This window comes from Burkholderia sp. LFS061, assembly GCF_047978125.1.
Taxonomy (GTDB): Bacteria; Pseudomonadota; Gammaproteobacteria; order Burkholderiales; family Burkholderiaceae; genus Burkholderia; species Burkholderia pyrrocinia_C.
Genome location: NZ_JBFPFS010000022.1, coordinates 86,080 through 110,239, shown reverse-complemented (window position 1 = coordinate 110,239; position 24,160 = coordinate 86,080). Strand labels below are relative to the sequence as shown.

Here is a 24,160-nt window from a genome sequence, read left to right as displayed (position 1 = left end):
CGGCCGTCGAGCCTGCAGCAACTGCTGGCATTGAAGAATCGCGTGCTGATGGAGTTGCAGAAGCACGGCATCGGCAAGCCGGCCGCGACGAACAACGTCGCGCCGGCACCGGCACCTGCTGCACCGCGTCCGGCTGCGAACGATGCGGGCGCACCGTCTGCCGCATCGCCGGCAACTGAAGCGGCGTCCGGCGTGGCCGCCAGCGCTGCGCAGCCGGTATCGGCGCCCGCGCAGCCGGTCGCACCCGTGACGGCGCCTGCGCGCGCTTCGGATCAGATGGACTGGCGTCCGGCCGCAGCGGCCGGCGCGGCCGTGATCGTCCTCGCGGCGGGGTTCGCGTGGCGCAAGCGCCGGAAGGGCCGGCACACGGACGATGCGGGCACGACGGCTGCAACTGCTGCCGAAGCAGAAGCAGCGCCGTCCATCGAACGCGAACTGCCGATCCGGCCAGAGATGCCGGTCGCCCGCGACGCGGCCGCCGACATGAACCTCGCCGCGGCGACTGCCGCAGCGGCGGAGACGGTCGAGCCGCCTGAGGCGGATGCATCGCCGACGCCCGAAGTAATGAAGCCGCATGACGACCAGCCTGAATTGCCGCCTGCGCCTGCCCATGCCGCAGTACCGCCGGAGAACGACATGGCTCCGGCCATGGCCCTGCACGACGCAGAACCGGTAGAACGGGCGGCCGCCGACAAGCCCGCCGAAACGCCCGCCGAGCCTTCGGCGACCGAAACGCAGCACGCGGCGCTGATGCAGAACGCGATCAGCGCGCTCGGCAGCCTCGACATGCCGCTGCCGCCGCGCATGCAGGACGATCCGTCGCTGGCCGCGGACGAGCCGGTTGCACGAGCAGGGCAGTCCGACGCCGACAAAATCGCAACTAACGGTCAATCCGCGTTGCGCCCGCCAAATGGCTCAAACGATCCGGCCCCGGAGCATCCGGCCGACCAGGACGACGAGTTCGAATGGGATCCGGACGCGACGACACCGGCTGCCCACGTGGGCAGCCCGTCCTCGACGTCGTTGCTGCCACCGCTCGGCGGCGCGCAGTTCGGCGCGCTGAAGCTCGATTTCGACCTCGACTTGCCGTCCGCGCCGGGCGCCACGCTGCCCGCGCTGACCCCGGACGAACTTGCACGCATCGCGCGCAACAAGCTCGACCTGGCGGCCGAGTACGTCGAACTGGGCGACCTGACCGGCGCGCGGACGCTGCTGCAGGAAGTGGTCGACGCGAACGACGCGGCGACGCGCGACGATGCGCGCGCGCTGCTCGTGAAACTCGCGGACGAGGCGTGATGCGGATCGCGCTGGGCATTCAGTACGACGGCGCGGCATTCTGCGGCTGGCAGGCGCAGCCGCACGGCAAGACCGTGCAGAACGGACTCGAGCATGCACTGGCCGAGTTCGCGCGGGTGCCGCTGCATACGACGGTAGCCGGGCGGACCGACACCGGCGTGCACGGGCTCGGGCAGGTCGTGCACTTCGACACGGATCTCGACCGCGAGGCATTCTCGTGGGTGCGCGGCACCAACGCGTTCCTGCCGTCGACCGTGTCGGTGCAATGGGCGAAGCCGATGCCGGAGACGTTCCACGCGCGTTTCTCGGCGTTCGAGCGCACCTATTACTACGTGCTGTACGTGCACCCCGTGCGCTCGCCGATGCTGGCCGGGCGCGCGGGCTGGATCCATACGTCGCTCGACGACGACGCGATGCGCGCCGCCGCCGCGCACCTGATCGGCGAGCACGATTTCTCGTCGTTCCGGTCGTCGGAATGCCAGTCGAAGACGCCGGTCAAACACCTGTACCAGATCGACGTGCGGCGAACGGGCCAGTTCATCCATTTCCGCTTCCGCGCCAACGCGTTCCTGCACCACATGGTGCGCAACCTGATGGGCTGCCTCGTCGCGGTCGGGCGCGGCCGCTATCCGGCCGACTGGGTCGCCGACGTGCTGGCAGGGCGCGACCGCAACCTCGCGGCGCCCACGTTCATGGCCGACGGGCTGTATCTCGCCCACGTCGGCTACCCGGCGGAATTCGCCGTCCCGCCCGCGCAGCTCGGCAGCGTGCCGTGGAGCAGCGTCTGGGCCGATCTGGACCCGCAATCATGACGGATCACACCGTGTCTACTTCGACTTCCGCCGCCGCCGGCCTGCCGCCGCGCACGCGCATCAAGCTGTGCGGGCTGTCGCGCCCCGAGGACGTGCTGCACGCAGCGGCGCTCGGCGCCGATGCGATCGGCCTGGTGTTCTACCCGAAGAGCCCGCGCGCGGTGACGATCGCGCAGGCGGCCGAGCTCGCGCGCCTCGCGCCGCCGTTCGTGTCGGTGGTCGGGCTGTTCGTGAATGCGACCGCAGCCGAGATCGAAGCTGTCGTGCGCGACGTGCCGCTCACGCTGCTGCAGTTCCATGGCGACGAGACGCCGGAGCAATGCGACGCGCTCGGCCGCGCGGCACACCTGCCGTGGTTGCGCGCGGTGCGCGTCGGCCCCTCGACGCAGCCGTCCGATTTGGTAGAATCGGCTCTTCATTATTCGAAAGCGCGCGGCCTCCTGTTCGACACCCTGGTGCCGGACTACGGCGGTAGCGGCAAGGTCTTCGATTGGTCTCTTATTCCCGCAGAGCTCGCGCATCGGGCCGTTTTGAGTGGTGGCTTGAGCGCGCAAAACGTCGGTGATGCGATCCGCCAGTTGCGCCCGTTTGCTGTCGATGTCTCGAGTGGCATCGAAGTGGAGGGCGCGAAGGGCGTGAAGGATCACGCCCGGATGGCGGCGTTCGTACGCGCGGTGCGCGCAGCGGACGCCGGGTGATGCAAGCCGGTGCGGCCCCGAAAGCGGGCGCATCGACCGATCGAGAGAGACACCATGTACAACCTTCCTGATGCTCGCGGCCACTTCGGCCCGTATGGCGGCACGTTCGTCGCCGAGACGCTGATTCACGCACTGGACGAACTGCGCGCGGCGTATGAAAAATTCCAGCACGATCCCGACTTCGTCGCCGAATTCGAGCGCGAGCTGAAGCATTTCGTCGGCCGTCCGTCGCCGATCTACCACGCGCAGCGCTGGAGCGAGACGCTCGGCGGCGCGCAGATCTACCTGAAGCGCGAGGACCTGAACCACACGGGCGCGCACAAGATCAACAACGTGATCGGCCAGGCGCTGCTCGCGAAGCGCATGGGCAAGAAGCGCGTGATCGCCGAGACGGGCGCCGGCCAGCACGGCGTCGCGACCGCGACGATCTGCGCGCGCTTCGGGATGGAGTGCGTCGTCTACATGGGTTCCGAGGATGTGCGCCGGCAGGCCGCGAACGTCTATCGGATGAAGCTGCTCGGTGCGACGGTCGTGCCGGTCGAGTCGGGTTCGCGCACGCTGAAGGACGCGCTGAACGAAGCGATGCGCGACTGGGTCACGAACATCGAGAGCACGTTCTACATCATCGGCACGGTTGCGGGCCCGCACCCGTATCCGATGATGGTGCGCGACTTCCAGCGCGTGATCGGCGACGAGTGCAAGGTGCAGATGCCCGAGCTCGCGGGCCGGCAGCCGGACGCGGTGATCGCCTGCGTCGGCGGCGGCTCGAACGCGATGGGCATCTTCTATCCGTATATCGACGATGCGTCGGTGCAGCTGATCGGCGTCGAAGCGGCCGGCGACGGGCTCGACACCGGCCATCACGCGGCATCGCTGATCGCCGGCAGCCCGGGCGTGCTGCACGGCAACCGCACGTACCTGCTGCAGGACGACAACGGCCAGATCATCGAGACGCACTCGGTGTCGGCGGGCCTCGATTATCCGGGTGTCGGCCCCGAGCACGCATGGTTGAAGGACAGCGGCCGCGCGCAGTACGTCGGGATCACCGACGAGGAAGCGCTGAAGGCGTTCCACGACTGCTGCCGGATCGAGGGGATCATTCCCGCGCTCGAGTCGAGCCACGCGATCGCGTATGGCGTGAAGCTCGCGCCGACGTTGCCGCAGGACAAGATCCTGCTCGTCAACCTGTCGGGCCGCGGCGACAAGGACATGCACACGGTCGCCGAGCGATCGGGCATCGAGCTCTGACCCCGACCGATGCGCGACCTGATCGAAGAGCCGGGCGGCGGTGCCGCGAGCGAGGCGGAGGCGGTTCAGCCGGCCGTCGTCGTGCCGCGCGCGCTGCCGTCCGGTATCGAACTGCATAACCGCGATTTCCTGACCGATGCCGCGAACCTGCCGGATGCGTCGATCGACCTGATCGTCGCCGATCCGCCGTACGGGCTCGGCAAGGACTACGGCAACGACTCGGACAAGCGTTCGGGCGACGTGTTTCTCGCGTGGACGCGCGAGTGGCTCGAGCTCGCGATTCCGAAGCTCAAGCCGAGCGGGTCGATGTACATCTTCTGCACATGGCAGTACGCGCCGGAAATCTTCAGTTTCCTGAAGACGAAGCTCACGATGGTCAACGAGATCATCTGGGACCGGCGCGTGCCGAGCATGGGCGGCACGACGCGCCGTTTCACGTCGGTGCATGACAACATCGGTTTTTTCGCGGTTTCCAAGGCGTATTACTTCGATCTCGATCCGGTCCGCATCCCGTACGACGCCGACACGAAGAAGGCCCGCTCGCGCAAGCTGTTCGAAGGCAGCAAGTGGCTGGAGATGGGCTACAACCCGAAGGACGTCTGGTCGGTTTCGCGCCTGCACCGGCAGCACGCGGAGCGCGTCGATCATCCGACCCAGAAGCCGCTGGAAATCGTCGAGCGGATGGTGCTCGCGAGCTGCCCGCCGGGCGGCCGCGTGCTCGATCCGTTCATGGGCAGCGGCACGACCGCGGTGGCCTGCGCACGGCAGGGGCGCGACTTCGTCGGCTACGAGATCAACGAAAGTTATTGTGCGATCGCGCACGAGCGCGTGAGCGCGCTCGCCGCACCGGCATGCGCGTGAATCGCGCCGCCGCATCGCCGAACGAATCCTAGGAAAATTGCCATGTCCCGTATTCAGCAGACCTTTGCCGCGCTCGCCGAACAAGGCCGAAAGGGCCTGATCCCGTTCATCACGGCCGGCGACCCCGATCCCGCGAAGACCGTCGAATTCATGCACGCGCTCGCCGAAGGCGGCGCGGACGTGATCGAACTCGGCGTGCCGTTCTCGGACCCGATGGCCGACGGCCCCGTGATCCAGCGCTCGTCGGAACGCGCGCTCGCGCGCGGCGTCACGCTGAAGAGCGTGCTCGCCGACGTGAAGCGCTTCCGCGAAATCGATGCGAAAACCCCGGTCGTGCTGATGGGCTATGCGAACCCGATCGAGCGGATGGGCGTCGACGCGTTCGCGGCCGAAGCGCAGGCGGCCGGCGTCGACGGCGTGCTCGTCGTCGACTATCCGCCGGAAGAGGCGGGCGTATTCGCCGAAAAGATGCGCGCCGCGCAGATCGATCCGATCTTCCTGCTCGCGCCTACGTCGACCGACGAACGCATCGCCGACGTCGGCAAGATCGCGAGCGGCTACGTGTATTACGTGTCGCTCAAGGGCGTGACCGGCGCGGGAAATCTGGATGTTTCGAGCATTGCGGGTAAAATCCCGGCCATCAAGTCGCGCGTGCCGGTTCCGGTTGGCGTCGGCTTCGGCATCCGCGACGCCGAAACGGCACGCGCGGTGGCCGAGGTGTCGGACGCCGTCGTGATCGGCAGCCGCCTCGTGCAGCTGCTCGAAAGCGCCGCGCCGGAAGGCGCCGCCGCCGCGCTGAAGGCGTTCATCGCCGAGCTGCGTGCCGCGCTGGACGGCGCGGGCAAGACGGCGCGATAAACACAACACAGGGAGCGGGCGGGCCATGCGGCCCGGCCTGCCACGGAACAGGAAACCATACGATGAGCTGGCTCGACAAACTGTTGCCGCCGAAGATCAAGCAGACCGACCCGAAAAGCCGCAAGGGCATTCCGGAAGGCCTGTGGGTCAAGTGCCCGTCCTGCGAGGCCGTGCTGTACCGCAACGACGTGGACGCGAACCTGCACGTGTGCCCGAAGTGCGATCACCACATGCGCATCGGTGCGCGCGAGCGCCTCGACGGGCTGCTCGATCCGGAAGGTCGTTATGAAATCGGCCAGGAAATCGTGCCGGTCGACTCGCTGAAGTTCAAGGACAGCCGCAAGTACCCCGATCGTCTGAAGGAAGCGATGGACGAGACGGGCGAGACCGACGCAATGGTCGTGATGGGCGGTGCGATCCACACGCTGCCCGTCGTCGCGGCCTGCTTCGAGTTCTCGTTCATGGGCGGCTCGATGGGCTCGGTCGTCGGCGAGCGCTTCGCGCGCGGCGCGCAGAACGCGCTGGAACAGCACGTGCCGTTCATCTGCTTCACGGCGTCGGGTGGCGCACGGATGCAGGAAAGCCTGCTGTCGCTGATGCAGATGGCGAAAACCACCGCGATGCTGACCAAGCTGGCCGAAGCGAAGCTGCCGTTCATCTCGGTGCTGACCGATCCGACGATGGGCGGCGTGTCGGCGAGCTTCGCGTTCCTCGGCGACGTCGTGATTGCCGAGCCGAAGGCGCTGATCGGCTTTGCCGGCCCGCGCGTGATCGAGCAGACGGTCCGCGAGAAGCTGCCGGAAGGTTTCCAGCGCGCCGAATTCCTGCTGAAGACGGGCGCGATCGACATGATCGTCGACCGCCGCAAGATGCGCGACGAGATCGCGCAGCTGCTCGCGCTGCTGCAGCGACAGCCGGCCGACGCGTTGGCCTGACCGGCGCGAGGTTGTGAACTCTGCGCGTCGCCTGGCTTCAGCGTCAGGCGGCGCGCTTCGTTTTTTGGCGTAGTGGCGGTACCGATCCAGATTTGATCCGATGAGCACTTTTCCCACTCTCGACGCGTGGCTTTCGCACCTCGAACGCGCGCACCCGGTCGGCATCGACATGGGCCTGACCCGTATCGGGCAGGTCAAGGCGGCGCTGCAGCTCGAATTCGCGTGCCCCGTCATCACCGTCGGCGGCACGAACGGCAAGGGCTCGACCTGCGCGTTCCTCGAGACGATCCTGCTGCGCGCGGGCTACAAGATCGGCTGCCATACGTCGCCGCACCTGCTCGAATTCAACGAGCGAGCGCGCGTGAACGGGCAGAACGTCACCGACGACGAACTGCTGCCGCACTTCGAGGCCGTCGAAGCCGCACGCACGTCGCTGCCGGAACCGGTGTCGCTCACGTACTTCGAATTCACGACGCTCGCGATCCTGCATCTGTTCGCATCGCGTGGGCTCGACGCGGTAATCCTCGAAGTCGGCCTCGGCGGCCGGCTCGATGCGGTCAACATCATCGATGCCGATTGCGCGATCGTCACGAGCATCGACATCGACCACACCGAATACCTCGGCGACACGCGCGAGAAGATCGCGTTCGAGAAGGCCGGGATCTTCCGCGCGGGCAAGCCGGCGATCTGCGGCGATCCGGCCGCGCCGCAAACGTTGATCGACCACGCCGAAGCGATCGGCGCCGACCTGTGGCTCGTCGGCCGCGATTTCCGCTACGAGGCGCAGGCGGGCGCGGAGCGCCAGCAGTGGAGCTACCTCGGCCGCGAGAAGCGCTATCCGGCGCTCGCGTATCCGGCGCTGCGCGGCGCGAATCAACTGATCAATGCATCGGCCGCGCTCGCCGCGCTCGAGGCGCTGCGCCCGGTGCTGCCGGTATCCGCGCAGGACATCCGGCTCGGGCTCGCGAACGTCGAACTGCCGGGGCGCTTCCAGGTGCTGCCCGGCAAGCCGGCGATCGTGCTCGACGTCGCGCACAACCCGCACGCGGCGGCCGTGCTCGAGCAGAATCTCGGCAACATGGGCTTTTTCCCGTACACGTACGCGGTGTTCGGCGCGATGCACGACAAGGACATCGACGGCGTGCTGAAGCACCTGAAGGGCGAGATCGACCACTGGTGCGTGACCGACCTGCCGCTGCCGCGCGCGGCATCCTCGGAGCAGCTCGAAGCCGCGCTGCGCAAGGCTGGCGTGGAGGAGGGGCCCGATTCGAGCGTGACGCGTTACGCGTCGCCCGCCGAAGCGTTTCGCGATGCGCTAAAAAGAGCATCCGAGAATGATAGAATCGTGGTTTTCGGCAGTTTCCATACGGTTGCCGGCGTGCTGGCCTACCGTAAATCGCAGCAACACTGACTGACGGGCAGTTTCGGACTCAGCCATTCATGGGAATTTTCTCGTTCGGCAAAAAAGACGACGACGCGCCCACACGGCGCGGCGGTCGCACCGGGACCTCCCGGAACGTGCGCACGGAGCGCACTGAACGCGTCGAGCGGCGCCCGCGCCGCACCGAGCGTCCGGAATCGGACGCACTGCTCCTCGATCCGACCCTTCCAGAAAAGCAACGCGCGCGCCGTCGCCTCGTCGGCGCGATCGCGCTCGTCGTGGCTGCCGTGATCGTGCTGCCGATGGTGCTCGATTCGCACCCGAAGCCGGTGACGGACGACATCGCGATCGACATCCCGAACCGGCCCGCGCACCAGGCGGTCGCGCCCCATGACGACGACGCGTCCGACGTGCAGGCAGGCGTCGCGCACGACGAGCCGCCGGCATCCGACACCGCCGTCGCGGCGGTCCCGGCGCCTGCGCCGAAGGATGCCGCCAAGCCGGCCGCGAAACCCGATACGACGACCACGGCGAGCGTGATGCCGCCGAAGCCCGCGCCGAAGCCGGCTGCTCCCGCGGCGAAACCGGCCGCGCCGAAGCCGGCGCCCGCGACCGTCGCGAATGCCGACGCCGCGAGCCCGGACAGCGGCGATGCATCGTCGCCGTCGTCGCCGGCCGGTGCGCGCTTCGCGGTGCAGCTCGGTTCGTTCAAGGATGACGCGACGGCCCGTTCGTGGGCGACCAAGTTGAAATCGGCGGGTGTGCCCGCATATGTCGAGCATCGCAAGCAGGCAGACGGTGGCACGGCTACACTGTTGCGTGCCGGCCCGTTCGCGGATCGAGCGGCGGCGTCCGCCGCGATCGCGAAGGTGCGCGAAGCCGGCCTGACGCAGTAACGCACGATGCTGACCGCTTTCGACTACGCTGTATTGGCGGTGATCGTGTTGTCGGCGCTGCGCGGTGCGTGGCGCGGCTTCGTGTCGGAGATTTTCGGGCTGATCGGCTGGATCGCGGCGATCGTGATCGCCGGTCGCTACGTCGGGCTGGTCGTGCCGTACATTCCGGCGAACTGGCCGGGCGGCGCGCTGACGCAGTGGGTGATCGCCTTCGCGTTGGTCGTGATCGGCGTGGTACTGGTCGCCGGCGTCGCGAACGCGCTGCTGTCGCGGATCGCGCAGGCGAGCGGCCTGGGCGGCGTCGACCGCTCGCTGGGCATGATGTTCGGGCTCGTCCGCGGCTGTGTGCTGGTGGTGCTGCTGGTCGCGGCGGCCGGGCTGACCGAACTGCCCAAACAGGATTTCTGGCGCAATGCGCTATTGCGTCCTTTCGCCGAACAGGGCGTGCACGAGCTGAAGCAGCTCCTGCCCGACGGCATGGCCCAGTACGTACGCGTGTGACGACGCGGCCGGGCAGGACGTAACCGATTTTGTCATTCTGAAGGACATGCCATGTGCGGCATCGTAGGCGTTATCTCCCAATCTCCGGTCAACCAGCTGATCTATGACAGCTTGCTGCTGCTGCAGCATCGCGGTCAGGACGCAGCGGGCATCGCGACGGCGGACGGCAGCAATTTCCACATGTACAAGGCGAACGGCATGGTGCGCGACGTGTTCCGCACGCGCAACATGCGCAGCCTGCCCGGCACCTACGGCATCGGCCAGGTGCGCTACCCGACGGCCGGTTCGGCGTCGAGCGAGGCCGAGGCGCAGCCGTTCTACGTGAACGCGCCGTTCGGGATCATCCTCGCGCACAACGGCAACCTGACGAACTGGCAGCAACTGAAGGACGAGATGTTCCGGATCGACCGCCGGCACATCAACACCAATTCCGACAGCGAGGTGCTGCTCAACGTGTTCGCGCACGAGCTGCAACTGTCGACCACGGGCCTCGAGCTCGATCCGGCCTCGGTGTTCAAGGCGGTCTCGGGCGTCCATCGCCGCCTGCAGGGCTCGTATGCGATCGTGTCGCTGATCGCCGGCTACGGCCTGCTCGCGTTCCGCGATCCGTTCGGCATCCGCCCGCTCTGCATCGGCAAGCTCGAAACCGAGCACGGCACCGAGTGGATGGTCGCGTCGGAGTCGGTCGCGGTCGAAGGCATCGGTTTCGAATTCGTGCGCGACGTGCAGCCGGGCGAGGCGATCTTCATCGACCCGGCCGGCAACTTCCACAGCCAGCAATGCGCGGAGCAGCCGACGCTGAATCCGTGCATGTTCGAATACGTGTACCTCGCGCGTCCGGATTCGTGCCTCGACGGCGTGCCCGTCTACAACGTGCGCCTGCGCATGGGCGACTATCTCGCGGAGAAGATCAAGCGCGAGCTGCCGAACGTGCCGATCGACGTCGTGATGCCGATTCCCGATTCGTCGCGCCCGGCCGCGATGCAGGTCGCAGCGAAGCTCGGCGTCGAGTATCGCGAAGGCTTCTTCAAGAACCGCTACGTCGGCCGTACGTTCATCATGCCGGGGCAGGCCGTGCGCAAGAAGTCGGTGCGCCAGAAGCTCAACGCGATGAGCATCGAGTTCAAGGACAAGCACGTGCTGATCGTCGACGATTCGATCGTGCGCGGCACGACCTCGCATGAGATCGTGCAGATGGCGCGCGATGCGGGCGCGAAGTCGGTGATCTTCGCGTCGGCGGCGCCGCCCGTGAAGTTCCCGAACGTGTACGGCATCGACATGCCGACGCGCGGCGAGCTCGTCGCGCACGGCCGTACCGACGACGAAGTCGCGAAGATCATCGGCGCCGACCACCTGATCTACCAGGACGTCGACGACCTGCGCCGCGCGGTGCGCGACATCAACCCGAAGCTAGAAGGCTTCGAGGCGTCGTGCTTCGACGGCAACTACATCACCGGCGACGTGACGCCCGAGTATCTCGACGCGATCGAGCGCGCGCGCCTCACGCCGGCGTCGCAGGCCGATCGCGACACGGCCGGCGACACCGGGCGCTCGCAGATGAACCTGCAGCTGTCGGTCGAGTGACACCGGCGTACGCTTTTGCCGAAGCGTGATAGGATGTGGCCTTGCGTCGATTTGATATCAGCTTGCGGACGCGGGGCGACTTCCCAAAACAGCTAAAGCGAAGGCCGGCGGCAGTCGGCCCGAGTCGATCGCTGTCGTACCGCCCGAAGCCCGTTGATGCCGACGCATAGCGGGCTTTTTGTTTTGGCCTGGTTTTGACTTGGCCTGCGCGACACGCGCGGCCATCGAATACGGAAAACGGAACATGGACGACTCCCTCAACTTCGACACGCTTGCCGTGCGCGCGGGCACGCTGCGCAGCGACTTCAACGAGCACTCGGAAGCGCTGTTCCTCACGTCGAGCTTCTGCTTCCAGAGCGCGGCCGACGCGGCCGAGCGCTTCGCGAATTCGGAAGACTACTTCACCTATTCGCGCTTCACGAACCCGACCGTCACCATGTTCCAGGAGCGTCTCGCGGCGCTCGAGGGCGGCGAGGCGTGCATCGCCACCGCGTCGGGGATGGCCGCGATCATGTCGGTCGTGATGTCCGCGCTGCAGGCGGGCGACCACCTCGTCAGCTCGCGCAGCCTGTTCGGCTCGACGCTCGGGATGTTCTCGCAGATCTTCAGCAAGTTCGGGATCACGACGACCTTCGTCGATCCGACCGACCTGAACGCATGGCAGGAAGCCGTGCGGCCCGAAACGAAGATGTTCTTCCTCGAGACGCCGTCGAACCCGCTGACCGAGCTCGCCGACATCGAGGCGATCGGCAAGATCGCGAAGCAGGCCAACGCGCTGTTCGTCGTCGACAACTGTTTCTGCAGCCCGGTGCTGCAGCAGCCGCTGAAGCTTGGCGCGGACGTCGTGATGCACTCGGCGACGAAATTCCTCGACGGGCAGGGCCGCGTGCTCGGCGGCGCGCTGGTCGGCTCGAAGGAATTCATCATGGGCAAGGTGTTCCCGTTCGTGCGCAGCGCGGGCCCGACGCTGTCGGCCTTCAACGCGTGGGTGTTGCTGAAGGGGATGGAGACGCTGTCGCTGCGTGTCGAGAAGCAATCGGCGAACGCGCTGGAAATCGCGCGCTGGCTCGATTCGCATCCGGCGGTGGCACGCGTGTTTCATCCGGGCCTCGAGTCGCACCCGCAGTACGAACTCGCGAAGCGTCAGCAGAAGGCGGGCGGCGCGATCCTGTCGTTCGAGCTGAAGGGCGACACGCCCGAGCAGCAGCGCGCGAACGCATGGCGCGTGATCGACAACACGAAGCTGATCTCGATCACCGGCAACCTTGGCGATACGCGCACGACGATCACGCATCCGGCGACCACGACGCACGGCCGCATCACGCCGGAAGCGCGCGCGGCGGCGGGGATCACCGAAGGTTTGATCCGCTTGTCGGTCGGCCTCGAGAACGCGGGCGACCTGCGTAACGATCTCGCGCGCGGCCTGGAGGGCTGAGCGACGCGGTGCTTTCGCCGCATCGACGCATCAACGACGACGGGCCGCCTGCAAAACAGGCGGCCCGTTGTTTTTTCCGCATGAAGGCTTGCGTCCGGCGCACCGCGCTCGCGCCTGCGCCGCGTGATTCAGCCGGCGTGCCCGTGCGGCGCGGCACGCATCGCATCCACCATCCACCGCAGCGTTTCGTCGAGCGGCGTGACGGGCAGCTCGCCCACCGCGCGCCGCAGCTTGTCGCGCGACCCGCTCAGGCTTTTCACTTCGTTGTGCCGCACGAAACGCGGATCGACCGTCACGTCGATCACGTAACCGGCGATGCGCGCCAGCATTGCCAGCACTTCCTTCAGCGAATACGCGCGTTCCGAGCAGACGTTGAACGTCTCGCCGGCCGGCGCCGCTTCGAGCAGCTTCAGATAGGCGGCCGTCACGTCGCGCACGTCGGAGAAATCGCGGCTCACGTCGAGATTGCCGAGCGAGATGCGCGGTTCGTTGCGCGCGTAGTGCGCGGCGAGCTTCGGCAGCAGATACGCTTCGCCCTGGCCGACGCCCGTATAGTTGAACGGCCGCGCGATCACGATCGGCAGCCGGTCGGCCCACAGCTTCGCCGCGTATTCCATCGCGAGCTTGCTGACCGCATAGTCGTTCGCGGGGGCAGGCGAGACGGTTTCGTCGAGCACGCCGGCCGTCGAATTGCCATAGATGTTCGCGCTGCTCGCGAGCAGCACGGCCGACGGACGTTGGTCGAGACCCGCGAGCGCGGCCAGCAGGTTGCGTGTGCCGACGATATTGACCGCGTAGGTCTGCGACGGCTCGTCCTGCGCGACGTGCGCGCGCGCGGCGAGATGCACGACCGCATCGGGCCGTGCATCGGCGGCCGCCGCACGCATCGCGTCCGCGTCGAGCAGGTCGACGGGCAGCAGCGTGCAGTGCGCGAAGGCCGGATCGTCGGGCCGCGGCGCGCTAGGCGCGACCGTGCCCCAGACGTCATAGCCGGCCGCCTGCAGGCGTTCGAGCATGTAGCGGCCCGTGAAGCCCGTCAGGCCCGTGACGAACGCACGGCGCGACGGGCGTCCGGCTTCAGAACGTGTCATGGTGCTGGTTCCGCGTCAAATCCGCTTCGACCATCATCTGGCAAAGTTGTTCGAGCGTCGTCTTCGGCACCCAGCCGAGCTTGGATTTAGCCTTGTCCGCGCAGCCGATCAGCAGGTCGACCTCGGCGGGGCGGTAGAACTTCGGGTTCACTTCGACCAGCACGTTGCCGTTCGACGCGTCGAGACCGCGTTCCTGCTCGCCCTTGCCGGTCCATTCGATCTGGTAGCCGGCAGCCGCGAATGCCATCTGCACGAAGTCGCGCACGGTCTCGGTGCGATTGGTCGCGAGCACGTAGGTGTCGGGCTCGTCGGCCTGCAGCATGCGCCACATCCCTTCGACGTATTCGAGCGCGAAGCCCCAGTCGCGCTTCGCGTCGAGGTTGCCGAGCTCGAGGCGGGTCGCCTTGCCGAGCTTGATCTTCGCGACGGTGTCGGTGATCTTGCGCGTGACGAACTCGCGGCCGCGCAGCGGTGATTCGTGGTTGAACAGGATGCCGCTGCTGCCGAACAGGCCGTACGACTCGCGGTAGTTCACGGTCATCCAGTGCGCGTACAGCTTCGCGACGCCATACGGGCTGCGCGGATAGAACGCGGTCGTTTCGGTCTGCGGAATCGCCTGCACCTTGCCGAACATCTCGGACGTCGACGCCTGGTAGAAGCGCGTCTTCGGGCTCACGACGCGGATCGCCTCGAGCAGGTTCAACGGGCCGAGGCCCGTCACCTCCGCGGTCGTCGTCGGCTGGTCGAACGACACGCCGACGAAGCTCTGCGCGGCCAGGTTGTACAGCTCGTCGGGCTGCGTGCGTTCGAGCAGGCGCAGGCTCGAGCCGGCATCGGTCAGGTCGTGTTCTACGAGCGTGAGGTTCGGGTGCGTGTCGACGCCGAGCTCGGCGATGCGCCAGAAATTCACCGAACTGGTGCGGCGATAGGTGCCCGTGACCTCGTAGCCCTTGTCGAGCAGCAGTTTGGTCAGGTAGGCGCCGTCTTGCCCCGAGATTCCGGTAATGATGGCCTTTTTACGAGTTTGGCTCATGGCGTTGTCCTGGTAGAAGCGAAAGAGAAAATCAGGCGGTCGTGCTTGCGGCAGCCGGCATCGTGCGGCGTGCGGGGCCGCGCGTCAGGCGCCGTTCGAAGCCGTACCAGCTCAGGGTCGCGTAGGCGAGCGTGATCGCGAGCGCGAGCGCGGCCGTGACGAAGCGGTTCAGGTGCAGCGGCCAGAGCGCGTACAGCACGCTCAGGTGGATCAGGTACACGGTGTAGCTGACGGTGCCCACGTAGACGAGCATCGGGTTCGTCAGCACGCGTTGCACGATGCCGCGGCCGCGCAGCGCAATCACGACGATCGACGTGCACAGCAGCAGCGAGATGCTGTAGAGCGCCGCATTGGACAGCGGCGTGTTCGCGGCGCGAAAGCGCGGGAACGACAGGTGCAGCCAGCCGAGGATCGCGAGCGACACGAGCGCGCCGACGATCGCGAGCGGGTAGAACGGCTCCAGCGCGCGCCGGTCGCGGCGCAGCACGATCGCGAGCAGCGCACCCGCGGCGAGCAGGTCCATCCGGAACGGCGTCAGGTAGTAGATCGGCCAGAACGAGTCGAACCATGGCGTCGCGATCGCGCGCAGCACCGGAGCAGCGACGATCAGCGCGGCGGCGACCCACAGCAGCGCGCGCTCCGAGCACCACAGCACGACGAACGGCCAGAAGATATAGAACTGCTCCTCGACCGCGAGCGACCACAGCACGTTCAGGCTGTCGTGCCCGATGCTGCCGAGCGACAGACCGATATTGGTCGAGAAGAACGCGAACCACGGCCAGTGCGGCAGCCAGCTCGCACCGAACAGGATCGTCGACACCACCAGCAGCAGCACGTACGGCGGCAGGATACGGCGCACGCGGCGCGCGTAGAAGTGGCTGAAGTACGACTGCCCGCGCGCCTTGCGCTCGAGCAGGATGCCGGTGATCAGCAGGCCGCTCAATACGAAGAACAGGTCGACACCCATCCACAGCGGCGCCTTCAGCGCGTGCTGCAGGAACACGGCACCGACCGCGATCGCGCGCAACCCGTCGAGCTGCACGATGCGGCCGTGTTGCGGCGGGGCCAGGTCGGCGGATCGCGAGATGCCCGTCATCGCGCCGCTCCTTCGCGACGCGCGGCGGGGGCCGCGGCGTGTCGCACATCCGATGCGTGAACGTAATGCATGCCTTTAAATGAAATGTCGAATCGAAAACGATTCTAGGGAAAAGAAATCGGCAAAAAAACGCACGCCATTTATCTGACGACAAACATCCAAATGCCGATTATTCCGGTCGTGAGATGAAAGGTTGATGCCCAGGCAGCCGCGACGGGTGGTGCGGAGCGGCATTTTCTACGGCACGACGCGTGAAAGGCGGTCGTTATTGCCGTTTCCGGACGCCATTTTCCGCCTGTTCCGGTTCGATATTTCAGGCGGAAACATCCCCAAATATTTCCAAATTTCTTGTGATTATTTTTGCTTGTAACCTGCATCGCGACGTTTGAAACCCATTTAGCGACAGGGTGCGCCGGCGGCAGTGTGGGGCGGCGCCGGTCGCTGTTGCATCGAGTCTGGAGAAGCGCATTGCGACGTCTGATTCTGGTAGGCATGACGGTATGCACGACGCTGCTGACGAGCGCCGCACCGGCCGAAACGGTGTTGCCCGCGACGACGTCGTGGATCGGCAACACGTTCGGCTATGGCGACGGCAGCTGGACGCAGATCGACATCCGTGCGATCGCGGTGACGCCTGAAGGCAAGGTGTATACGAATGCGCCGTGGGACGAAAGCGGGGCCGAGGCGAGCGTCTACCAGGACGGGAAGATGCTCGGCTTCGCCGGCGGCACGCACGGCTGGGGCAATCTCGGCGGCAATGCGATCGCCGTGAACAGCAAGTACGCGTATGTCGCGATCGGCGTCGGCAACGAACGCGGCCACCTGCAGTCGCCCGGCATCTGGCCGGACAAGGGCAAGCAGTGGTTCGGCATCTCGCGGCGCACGATCGGCGACATGAAACAGCCCGCGCCGTTTCGCGCGGCACCGCAGGTCGCGCCGGGCGGACGCGCCGATGCCGGCCGCGCGCGCATGGCCGCGAGCTTCATGATGATGAACGAGGTGCCGGCCCCCGCGCGCTCGGAAGTGGGCGAGGTGAAGGCGGAAGTGGGCGGCCTCGCGGCCGACGACAAGACGCTGTTCGCGACGAATCCGTCGCACGACGTGGTGGACGTGTACGACGCGGAGACGATGCAGCAGAAGGGCACGTGGAGCGCGCACGAACCGGGCCGTATCGCGCTCGCGGGCGACGGCACGCTGTGGCTGCTCACGGACACGCTCAGCGGCCCCGCGCGCCTCGTGCACGTGCGCGCGGACGGCCGCAAGCTCGACGACGCGCCCGCGCTGCCGGAAGGCACCGACGCGGTGGACGTGGCGGTCGACGCGAAAGGGCGCGTGCTCGTCGCGGACAACGGGCCGCGCCAGCAGATCCTGATCTTCTCGAAAGGCGGCAAGGGTTATGCGCAGTCCGGCACGCTCGGCGAGCGCGGCGGCATCTTCGCCGGCCCGGTGCCGGGGCGGCCGGGGCCGCAGCGCTTCAACGGGCTGACGGGCGTCGGCGTCGACCGCGCCGGCAACGTGTATGTGTCGATGAACGGCATCGGGCCGCGCCACGACACGATCGGCGCCGGGCTCGGCGCGGTGCTCGAAAGCTACACGCCGGACGGCAAGCCGCGCTGGCAGGTGCAGGGGCTGCTGTTCGTCGACGGCGCGTGGCTCGACCCCGCGCGGCCGAACAGCGTGTACACGGGCAACAAGCGCTTCGAGCTCGACCTGTCGAAGCCGCCGGGCCAGGACTGGAAATACGTCGGCTTCCTGTCGAACCGCTTCAAGTATCCGGACGACCCCGTGTTCCACACGGACCAGTGGCCGGGCATGCCGATCGCGCGTCGCGTCGACGGCCGCACGTTCCTGTACCTGACCGACATGTACGCCGATCACCTGAAGATCTACCGCTTCGATGCGAAGCGCGACGGCGAGGTGGCGATTCCGTCGGGCCTGATCGCGGGCCGCGCGCGGCCGGTCGACAAGGTGCCGAACAAGCCGCCCGGCGGCGACTGGCTGTGGCGCGATGCGAACGGCAACGGCCGGCTCGACGCCGACGAGTTCGAGATCAACACGACCGGCAAGGCGAAGGCGGGCGGCTGGGGCTGGTGGGTCGACACGAAGGGCGACATCTGGCGCACGAGCGACGTGCGCGGCATCCATCGGTTCCGGTACGGCGGTGTCGACAAGGCCGGCAACCCGGTCTACTCGTACGACAAGGTCACGACCTACCCGATGCCGCAGCCGTTCACGCAGTTGCGCCGCTCGATCTACGACGCGCAAGCCGACACGCTGTACGTGACCGGCTACACGGCCGACGCGCCGCCGCAGCCGGGCATCAACAAGGAAGTCGGCCGCGTGCTGGTGCGTTTCGACAAGTGGTCGACCGGCTCGCCCGTCGTGCGCTATACGGTCGCGCTGCCGTGGCAGCTCGGCGCGAAGCCGATCCTGGACCTGATCGGGATCACGGTCGAGGGCCGCTACATCTTCACCGTGGAGCCGGTCGGCAAGATCCACGTGTACGACAAGGACACCGGCAAGGAAGTGGGCGTGATGAGCCCGGGCACCGAGGTCGGCAAGGCATCCGGCTGGGTCGACGTGCCGTTCGGCATCAGTGCGTTCCGGCGCGAGAACGGCGAATACCTCGTGTTCGTCGAGGAAGACGCGCGCGGCAAGGTGCTGATGTATCGCTGGAAACCGTGACGGGCGGCGCGCCGTCGTCATCGACGTCGCCGTCGCCATCACACAAGGCACAAGCATGGACAAAGGCATACTCAAGAACGTTTCGATCAATTTCATCGGGCTGATCCTGCCGACCTTCGTGTCGCTGGTGACGGTGCCCGCGTATATCCACGCGCTCGGCGTCGAACGCTATGGCGTCGTCAGCCTCGTGTGGACGCTGATCGGCTATTTCGGGATCCTCGATCTCGGGATGAGCATGGCCGCGCAGAACCACATCTCGAAGGCGCTCGCGAGCGGCAACGACGACGAAAGCGCGCGCGTGTTCTGGAGCGCGTTCTGGCTGAATCTCGGCACCGGCGTCGTGGGCGGGCTGCTGATCTATTTCGGCGCGTTCGTCTACACCGCGTATTTCACGAAGGTGTCGGCCGCGATGCAGCACGAGGTGTATCTCGCGCTGCCGTGGCTCGCGCTCGCGATTCCGCTGGCGAACGTGTCGTGGGTGTTCGCCGGCGCGATCAACGGCGCCGAACGCTTCGGCGTGTTCAACACGAACCAGACGATCGGCACGTTCCTGTTCCAGTTGCTGCCGCTCGGCGCCGCATGGTGGATCGCGCCGAACCTGCAGACCGTGCTTGCCGCGGCAGTCGTCGCGCGCCTGATCGCGGCGGTGATGCTCGGCCACGCCAGCATCAAGGTGCTCGGCATTCGCCGCATCGATCCGCCGCAGTGGGGCACCGCGAAGGGGCTGTTCAACTTCGGCGGCTGGATGCTGATCGCGAGCACGACGAGCATGATCGCGGACACGCTCGATCGCGTGATGCTCGGCGCCGGCATGGGCGCGAAGTTCGTCACCTACTACACGGTGCCGCAGAACCTCGTCACGCGCCTGAACATGCTGCCGAACGCGCTCGTGCGCACGCTGTTCCCGCGCCTGTCGGCGGTCGGCCGCGATCACGCGGACACGCTCGCGCGCCAGTCGCTCGAATTCCTGAACGGCGTGTTCACGCCGGTCGGCATCGTCGCGATCTTCGCGCTCGCGCCGTTCCTCACGCTGTGGGTCGGCGCCGATCTCGCCGCGCATTCGGCGCCGGTCGGCCGCGTGCTGGTGATCAGCGTGTGGCTCGTCGGTCAGGCGAGCGTGACGCGGATCCTGATCCAGTCGCAGGTCAACCCGGCCCGCGCGGCGTTCGCCGGGCTCGTCGAGATGCCGTTCTTCGTCGGCGGCCTGTGGTTCGGCATTCATCACTTCGGGCTGATCGGCGCGGCGGTGGTCGTCGCGGCGCGCGCGTTCGTCGACTACGGCGTGCTGCTGTACCTGTCTGCGATCCGGATGCGCGCGATCGTGCTCGACATGCTGGCGCACCTGGCCTTCCTGCTCGCGAGCCTGTTTCTCGCGCAGGCGTGGCCGGGGCTCGGCGAATCGATCGGCATGTGCGCGATCGTGCTGGTGCTGAACGTCGCGTGGTCGCTCACGATGACGCCGGGGCTGCGCGCGCTCGTGCGCGACCTGTTTGTCCGTCTCAATGCGAGGAAAACCGTATGAATCGCGATCTGGCGGAACACGCCGTTTTGAATCTCGCCACCGCCGATGCGGCCGTGGCCGAAGCGGGCGACGCCGCCGCGCTGCGCCGGTCCATGCCGGCCGAGCGGGCCAGCGCGCGCCAGCCGGCGCGCGCGCTGCGCGTGGCGATCGTCCACGACTGGCTCGTCACCTATGCGGGCGCCGAGCGCGTGCTCGAACAGATCGTCGCGTGCTTTCCCGACGCGGACCTGTTCAGCCTCGTCGATTTTCTCGACGACCGCGCGTTCGTGCGCGGCAAGCCGGTGACGACGTCGTTCATCCAGAAACTGCCGTTCGCGCGCACCAAGTACCGCAGCTACCTGCCGCTGATGCCGCTCGCGATCGAGCAGCTCGACGTGTCCGAGTACGACCTCGTGATCTCGAGCAGCCATGCGGTCGCGAAGGGCGTGCTGACGGGGCCGGACCAGGTGCACATCAGCTACGTGCATTCGCCGATCCGCTATGCGTGGGACCTGCAGCACCAGTACCTGGAGCAGTCGAACCTCACGCATGGGCCGAAATCGCTGCTCGCGCGGATGATTCTTCACTACATCCGCAACTGGGACACGCGCACCGCCAACGCGGTGGACGGCTTCGTCGCGAACTCCGCGTTCATCGCGCGGCGCATCAAGAAGGTCTACCACCGCGACGCGGCGGTGATCTTCCCGCCGGTCGACGTCGACGGTTTCTCGCTGAATGCGGTCAAGGACGATTTCTACCTGACCGCGTCGCGGATGGTGCCGTACAAGAAGATCGACCTGATCGTCGAGGCGTTCTCGAAGACGCCCGAGCGCAAGCTGGTCGTGATCGGCGACGGCCCCGAGATGCAGAAGATCCGCGCAAAGGCCGGCCCGAACGTCGAGATCATGGGCTACCAGCCGTTCGCGGTGCTGCACGACCGGATGCGGCGCGCGAAGGCGTTCGTGTTCGCGGCCGAGGAGGATTTCGGGATCTCGGTCGTCGAGGCGCAGGCCTGCGGCACGCCGGTGATCGCATACGGCAAGGGCGGAGCGCTCGAAACCGTTCTCGACCCGCAATCGGGCGCTAATCCGACCGGGCTGTTCTTCGACGAGCAGACGCCGCACGCGATCGTCGCGGCCGTCGACGATTTCGAGCGCGCGCCGCATCGCTTCACGCCGAACGCATGCCGCGCGAACGCGGAGCGGTTTTCCGCCGATACGTTCCGGCGGCGCTTTCTCGACTATGTGGAAACCGCGCTGCCCGGCTCGACCGCGCAGCGCGGCACGGCCGTCGCGCCGATGCCGGCCGCGCGCGGCCCGGCGACGCTCGTGCTCGACCAGAGCGGCGTGCTCGGCGGCGCCGAGCTGTCGCTGCTCGAGATCATGAAGCACATGCGCGCGAACGCCGACGTGCTGCTGTTCGACGACGGGCCGTTCCGCGCGGCGCTCGACGAGATCGGCGCGCGCGTCGACGTGGTCGACCAGGGTGCGCTGGCGGCCGTGCGCAAGCAGGGCGGCGTGTCGGTCGGCGCATTGAAGCAGCTCGTGCGGCTCGTGCGCGACGTCGCACGGCGCGCGCGCCGCGCCGAGGTGATCTACGCGAACACGCAGCGCGCGATGGTGGTCGCCGCGCTCGCCGGGCGGCTCGCGCGCAAGCCGGTGGTATGGCATCTGCGCGACATCGTCAGCACCGACCATTTCGGCAGCAAGCAGTTGCTGGCGATCAAGTACTGCGCGCGGCTCGGCGTCACGCGCGTGATCGCGAACTCCGACGCATCCGCGCAGGCGTTTCGCACGCTGACGGGTTTCACGCCGCAGCACGTCGACGTCGTGTTCAACGGCATTTCGGCCGAGCCGTTCGATGCGCTGGAAGGCGTCAGCCAGGCCGCGCTGCGCGCGCGCCTCGGGTTGCCGCAGGATGCGTGGCTCGTCGGCTCGTTCAGCCGCCTCGCGCGCTGGAAGGGGCAGCACCTGCTGCTGGAGGCTGCCGCGCAGCATCCCGACATGCACGTGGTGCTGGTCGGCGCACCGCTGTTCGGCGAGGACGAATACGCGGCGCAACTGCACGAATACGTCGCGCGGCACGGGATGGACGCGCGCGTGCATTTCCTCGGGTTCCAGCGCGACGTGGCCGCGTGCATGACGGCGGTCGACGTCGTCGCGCACACGTCGATCACGCCCGAGCCGTTCGGGCGCGTGATCGTCGAAGGGATGCTCGCGCGCCGGCCGGTCGTCGCGGCCCGCGCGGGTGGCGTCGTCGAGATCATCGAGGACGGCGACAACGGGCTGCTCTGCGAGCCGGGCGATGCGACCGCACTGGCCAACGCGCTGGACACGCTGAAGCGCGACGGCGCGCTGCGCGAGCGGCTCGTCGCGAGCGGGCGTGCGACGGCGGTGCGCCGGTTCGGCACCGAGACCTACGTGGAGCGGGTCGAGAAGATCCTCGCGGATACGGCGAAGGCCGCGAAGGCGAAGAAGCGGACGTAGCAGACGGCGCCAGTCGGCGGGAAACGAGCCCTCATGCGGTGTTGTGCTGCGTGGGGGCTTCGTTTTTCAGGGGGCGTGTTGGGTAGGGCTGGTGAGGGGTGGGTTGTTGCGTGCCGGGCGCGGGATCGACCGGTTGCCGGTTCGATCGGGATCGTGCGGGAGACGGGGCGGCAAGGCAGCGCCGGGAAAAACTCGATAGGGGGCGCCCAGGGCGGTGGCATTGCAGCCGGACAGGCGGCCGTCAGGCACCGGCTACAGGGTTGGTTGCATACCCGCCCGACCCGCCATGCAGCCTCGCTTCGGCCATGAAAAAAAAACCGTGCAGCGAGATGCCGCACGGGGGCTCCGGAACCGGTCCGGCCGAATCAGACGGCCCGCTCGGGCGCCTGCGCGACGACGCGGGCAGCGCGTGTCGGCTTGAAACTGGCCGACCACATCATCGCCGGCCGTTCGAACATCCGGTAGAACAGGTACGCGACCGGAATCGCGGTGGCCATGAACGCGATCGACGGCCAGATCGACAGTTGCAGTTCGGAGTGGAACAGCACCGAGCCGAGGCAGACGAACAGCGGCAGGTGGATCAGGTACAGCGAATAGCTGAAGTCGCCGAACCAGCCGAGCACGCGCAGCGGCGGTGTCGGGCGCGGCGGGCGCGCGAGCGCGCGGTACAGGAAGCACGCGAAGCCGGCCGACCACAGCTGGAACGCGCCGTACTGGCCGAAATGGAACGCGCCGCAGCCGGCGGCCAGCAGCACGGCGGCCGCGACGTACCACGCGCGCGACGGCACGGCGGCCGCGCCGCGTGCCTGCCGAGCCCGCACGTCGGCGATCCACGCGCCGATCGTCCAGGACAGCCAGTACGACGTGAAGAACTGCAGGTCGTGCCGTTCGAGCAGCCACGCCGATGCGACGTTGACGAGCGCGACCGCGGCCACGACGGCCGGCATGCCGATGCGTCGGCGCAGCGCGAACAGCAGCGGGTAGATCGCGTAGAACTGCACTTCGAGCGACAGCGTCCACAGCGCGCCGTTCGATCCGTACGTGTAGCCGGCGACACCCTGCAGCGAGAACAGGTTCACGAGGAATGCGGTGATGCCGATATCGCGGATCTTGTGGCTGACGGGCTCGATCTGCAGGCTGATCAGGTCGAGTGCGAGCGTGAACAGCAGCGCGGCGAGCAGCACCGGGTAGATGCGCGCGAACCGGCGTGCCCAGAAGTTGGGCGCGTCGAGCCGGTACGCGGGATCGGCCGCGAGCTTGAGCGCCGCGTTGCGGTGGATGCAGTAGCCGCTGATCACGAAGAAGATCGGCACGCCGGCGGAGCCCCACGCGAACGGGAAGGTCAGGTAGCCGACGATCACGCTCGGGTCGAGCGCGCGACCGTAAGCATGATGGAAGGTCTGCATCCCGACCCAGACGACCTGGCGGCAGTGGAAATAGGCGACGAGCAGCGCCGCGAAGCCGCGCATCGCGTCGATGACGTGTTCCTTGTGATCGGCGACGGGCGGCGCGGTCAGAGACGATCCGCTGAAAGCTTGCATGCGATTCGATTCCTTGCGACGGATGGTGTGGAAGACGGACGAACGGGAAGTCTCATCGTAATGCGCAAGAATTCGATCAATGAATAAAAAAATCTCGCCCGGAAATAACGGAATTCCGCATGATGGTTTTATCGGGGTTCTGAAAGCGGTTCCGCGGGCGCGTCAATTATTTACCGATTTTTTTCTGATAGTTTGAAGCTCCAGTTGATTGATGCAAGGAGC

At 67.2% G+C, this 24,160-nt stretch carries 19 protein-coding genes; 15 read left to right on the top strand and 4 right to left on the bottom strand.

The window, feature by feature from the left end; translation table 11 throughout:
• The 12 genes from ACNQQL_RS20375 to ACNQQL_RS20320 form a co-directional block, all read left to right on the top strand.
• On the top strand, nt 1-1,296 hold a 1,296-nt coding region (locus ACNQQL_RS20375), incomplete at its 5' end, for a FimV/HubP family polar landmark protein (protein ID WP_347065254.1).
• A complete protein-coding gene (truA, locus tag ACNQQL_RS20370) occupies nt 1,296-2,108 on the top strand; it encodes a tRNA pseudouridine(38-40) synthase TruA (protein WP_174420555.1) in 813 nt (270 codons plus the stop codon). The genes ACNQQL_RS20375 and truA, both read left to right, overlap by 1 nt.
• Entirely contained in the window at nt 2,105-2,806 is a 702-nt protein-coding gene (locus tag ACNQQL_RS20365) for a phosphoribosylanthranilate isomerase (RefSeq protein ID WP_347065257.1), read from the top strand. Before truA ends, ACNQQL_RS20365 begins: the two co-directional genes overlap by 4 nt.
• Before the next feature lie 54 nt (nt 2,807-2,860).
• Nucleotides 2,861-4,054 carry a tryptophan synthase subunit beta gene (gene trpB, locus ACNQQL_RS20360; RefSeq protein WP_347065253.1) on the top strand — a complete coding sequence of 398 codons (1,194 nt, stop codon included), beginning with the start codon at nt 2,861-2,863 and terminating at the stop codon, nt 4,052-4,054.
• A 9-nt stretch (nt 4,055-4,063) separates the two neighbouring features.
• A complete protein-coding gene (locus ACNQQL_RS20355; RefSeq protein ID WP_072444105.1) occupies nt 4,064-4,915 on the top strand; it encodes a DNA-methyltransferase in 852 nt (283 codons plus the stop codon).
• Nucleotides 4,916-4,957: 42 nt separating this feature from the next.
• Nucleotides 4,958-5,773 carry a tryptophan synthase subunit alpha gene (trpA, locus tag ACNQQL_RS20350; RefSeq protein WP_347065252.1) on the top strand — a complete coding sequence of 272 codons (816 nt, stop codon included), beginning with the start codon at nt 4,958-4,960 and terminating at the stop codon, nt 5,771-5,773.
• A gap of 62 nt (nt 5,774-5,835) precedes the next feature.
• Entirely contained in the window at nt 5,836-6,708 is an 873-nt protein-coding gene (gene accD / locus ACNQQL_RS20345) for an acetyl-CoA carboxylase, carboxyltransferase subunit beta (RefSeq protein ID WP_009691548.1), read from the top strand.
• 100 nt (nt 6,709-6,808) lie between these two features.
• Nucleotides 6,809-8,119, top strand: a complete 1,311-nt coding sequence (folC, locus tag ACNQQL_RS20340) for a bifunctional tetrahydrofolate synthase/dihydrofolate synthase (protein ID WP_347065251.1) — start codon at nt 6,809-6,811, stop codon at nt 8,117-8,119.
• Between the two features lie 29 nt (nt 8,120-8,148).
• A complete protein-coding gene (locus ACNQQL_RS20335) occupies nt 8,149-8,985 on the top strand; it encodes an SPOR domain-containing protein (protein WP_347065250.1) in 837 nt (278 codons plus the stop codon).
• A gap of 6 nt (nt 8,986-8,991) precedes the next feature.
• A complete protein-coding gene (locus ACNQQL_RS20330; protein WP_006491262.1) occupies nt 8,992-9,486 on the top strand; it encodes a CvpA family protein in 495 nt (164 codons plus the stop codon).
• A 51-nt stretch (nt 9,487-9,537) separates the two neighbouring features.
• On the top strand, nt 9,538-11,070 hold the full coding sequence (gene purF / locus ACNQQL_RS20325) for an amidophosphoribosyltransferase (protein WP_072444097.1): 1,533 nt from the start codon (nt 9,538-9,540) through the stop codon (nt 11,068-11,070).
• A gap of 244 nt (nt 11,071-11,314) precedes the next feature.
• Complete coding sequence (locus ACNQQL_RS20320) at nt 11,315-12,505, top strand: O-succinylhomoserine sulfhydrylase (RefSeq protein WP_175958736.1); 1,191 nt, start codon at nt 11,315-11,317, stop codon at nt 12,503-12,505.
• A gap of 128 nt (nt 12,506-12,633) precedes the next feature.
• Here the strand turns inward: ACNQQL_RS20320 and ACNQQL_RS20315 are convergent, their stop codons facing one another.
• From ACNQQL_RS20315 to ACNQQL_RS20305, 3 genes are read right to left on the bottom strand one after another with little or no spacing between them, the layout of a single operon-like run.
• A complete protein-coding gene (locus ACNQQL_RS20315; RefSeq protein WP_347065249.1) occupies nt 12,634-13,596 on the bottom strand; it encodes an NAD-dependent epimerase/dehydratase family protein in 963 nt (320 codons plus the stop codon).
• Nucleotides 13,583-14,629 carry a GDP-mannose 4,6-dehydratase gene (gene gmd / locus ACNQQL_RS20310; protein ID WP_347065248.1) on the bottom strand — a complete coding sequence of 349 codons (1,047 nt, stop codon included), beginning with the start codon at nt 14,627-14,629 and terminating at the stop codon, nt 13,583-13,585. The genes ACNQQL_RS20315 and gmd overlap by 14 nt, the downstream gene beginning before the upstream one ends.
• A gap of 31 nt (nt 14,630-14,660) precedes the next feature.
• On the bottom strand, nt 14,661-15,725 hold the full coding sequence (locus tag ACNQQL_RS20305) for an acyltransferase (RefSeq protein ID WP_347065247.1): 1,065 nt from the start codon (nt 15,723-15,725) through the stop codon (nt 14,661-14,663).
• 492 nt (nt 15,726-16,217) lie between these two features.
• On the opposite strand from ACNQQL_RS20305, the gene ACNQQL_RS20300 reads away from it, so the two are divergent.
• From ACNQQL_RS20300 to ACNQQL_RS20290, 3 genes are read left to right on the top strand one after another with little or no spacing between them, the layout of a single operon-like run.
• On the top strand, nt 16,218-18,410 hold the full coding sequence (locus ACNQQL_RS20300) for a hypothetical protein (RefSeq protein ID WP_347065256.1): 2,193 nt from the start codon (nt 16,218-16,220) through the stop codon (nt 18,408-18,410).
• A 55-nt stretch (nt 18,411-18,465) separates the two neighbouring features.
• The gene (locus tag ACNQQL_RS20295; protein WP_072444086.1) at nt 18,466-19,932 is read left to right on the top strand and encodes a flippase; all 1,467 of its coding nucleotides are present in this window, start codon (nt 18,466-18,468) and stop codon (nt 19,930-19,932) included.
• Nucleotides 19,929-22,397 (top strand): glycosyltransferase family 4 protein, encoded by a 2,469-nt coding sequence (locus ACNQQL_RS20290; RefSeq protein WP_347065246.1) that lies wholly within the window; start codon nt 19,929-19,931, stop codon nt 22,395-22,397. The genes ACNQQL_RS20295 and ACNQQL_RS20290 overlap by 4 nt, the downstream gene beginning before the upstream one ends.
• Nucleotides 22,398-22,762: 365 nt before the next feature.
• Here ACNQQL_RS20290 and ACNQQL_RS20285 read toward each other — a convergent pair whose 3' ends face one another.
• Nucleotides 22,763-23,938, bottom strand: a complete 1,176-nt coding sequence (locus ACNQQL_RS20285; protein ID WP_347065245.1) for an acyltransferase — start codon at nt 23,936-23,938, stop codon at nt 22,763-22,765.
• Nucleotides 23,939-24,160 lie beyond the last annotated feature (222 nt).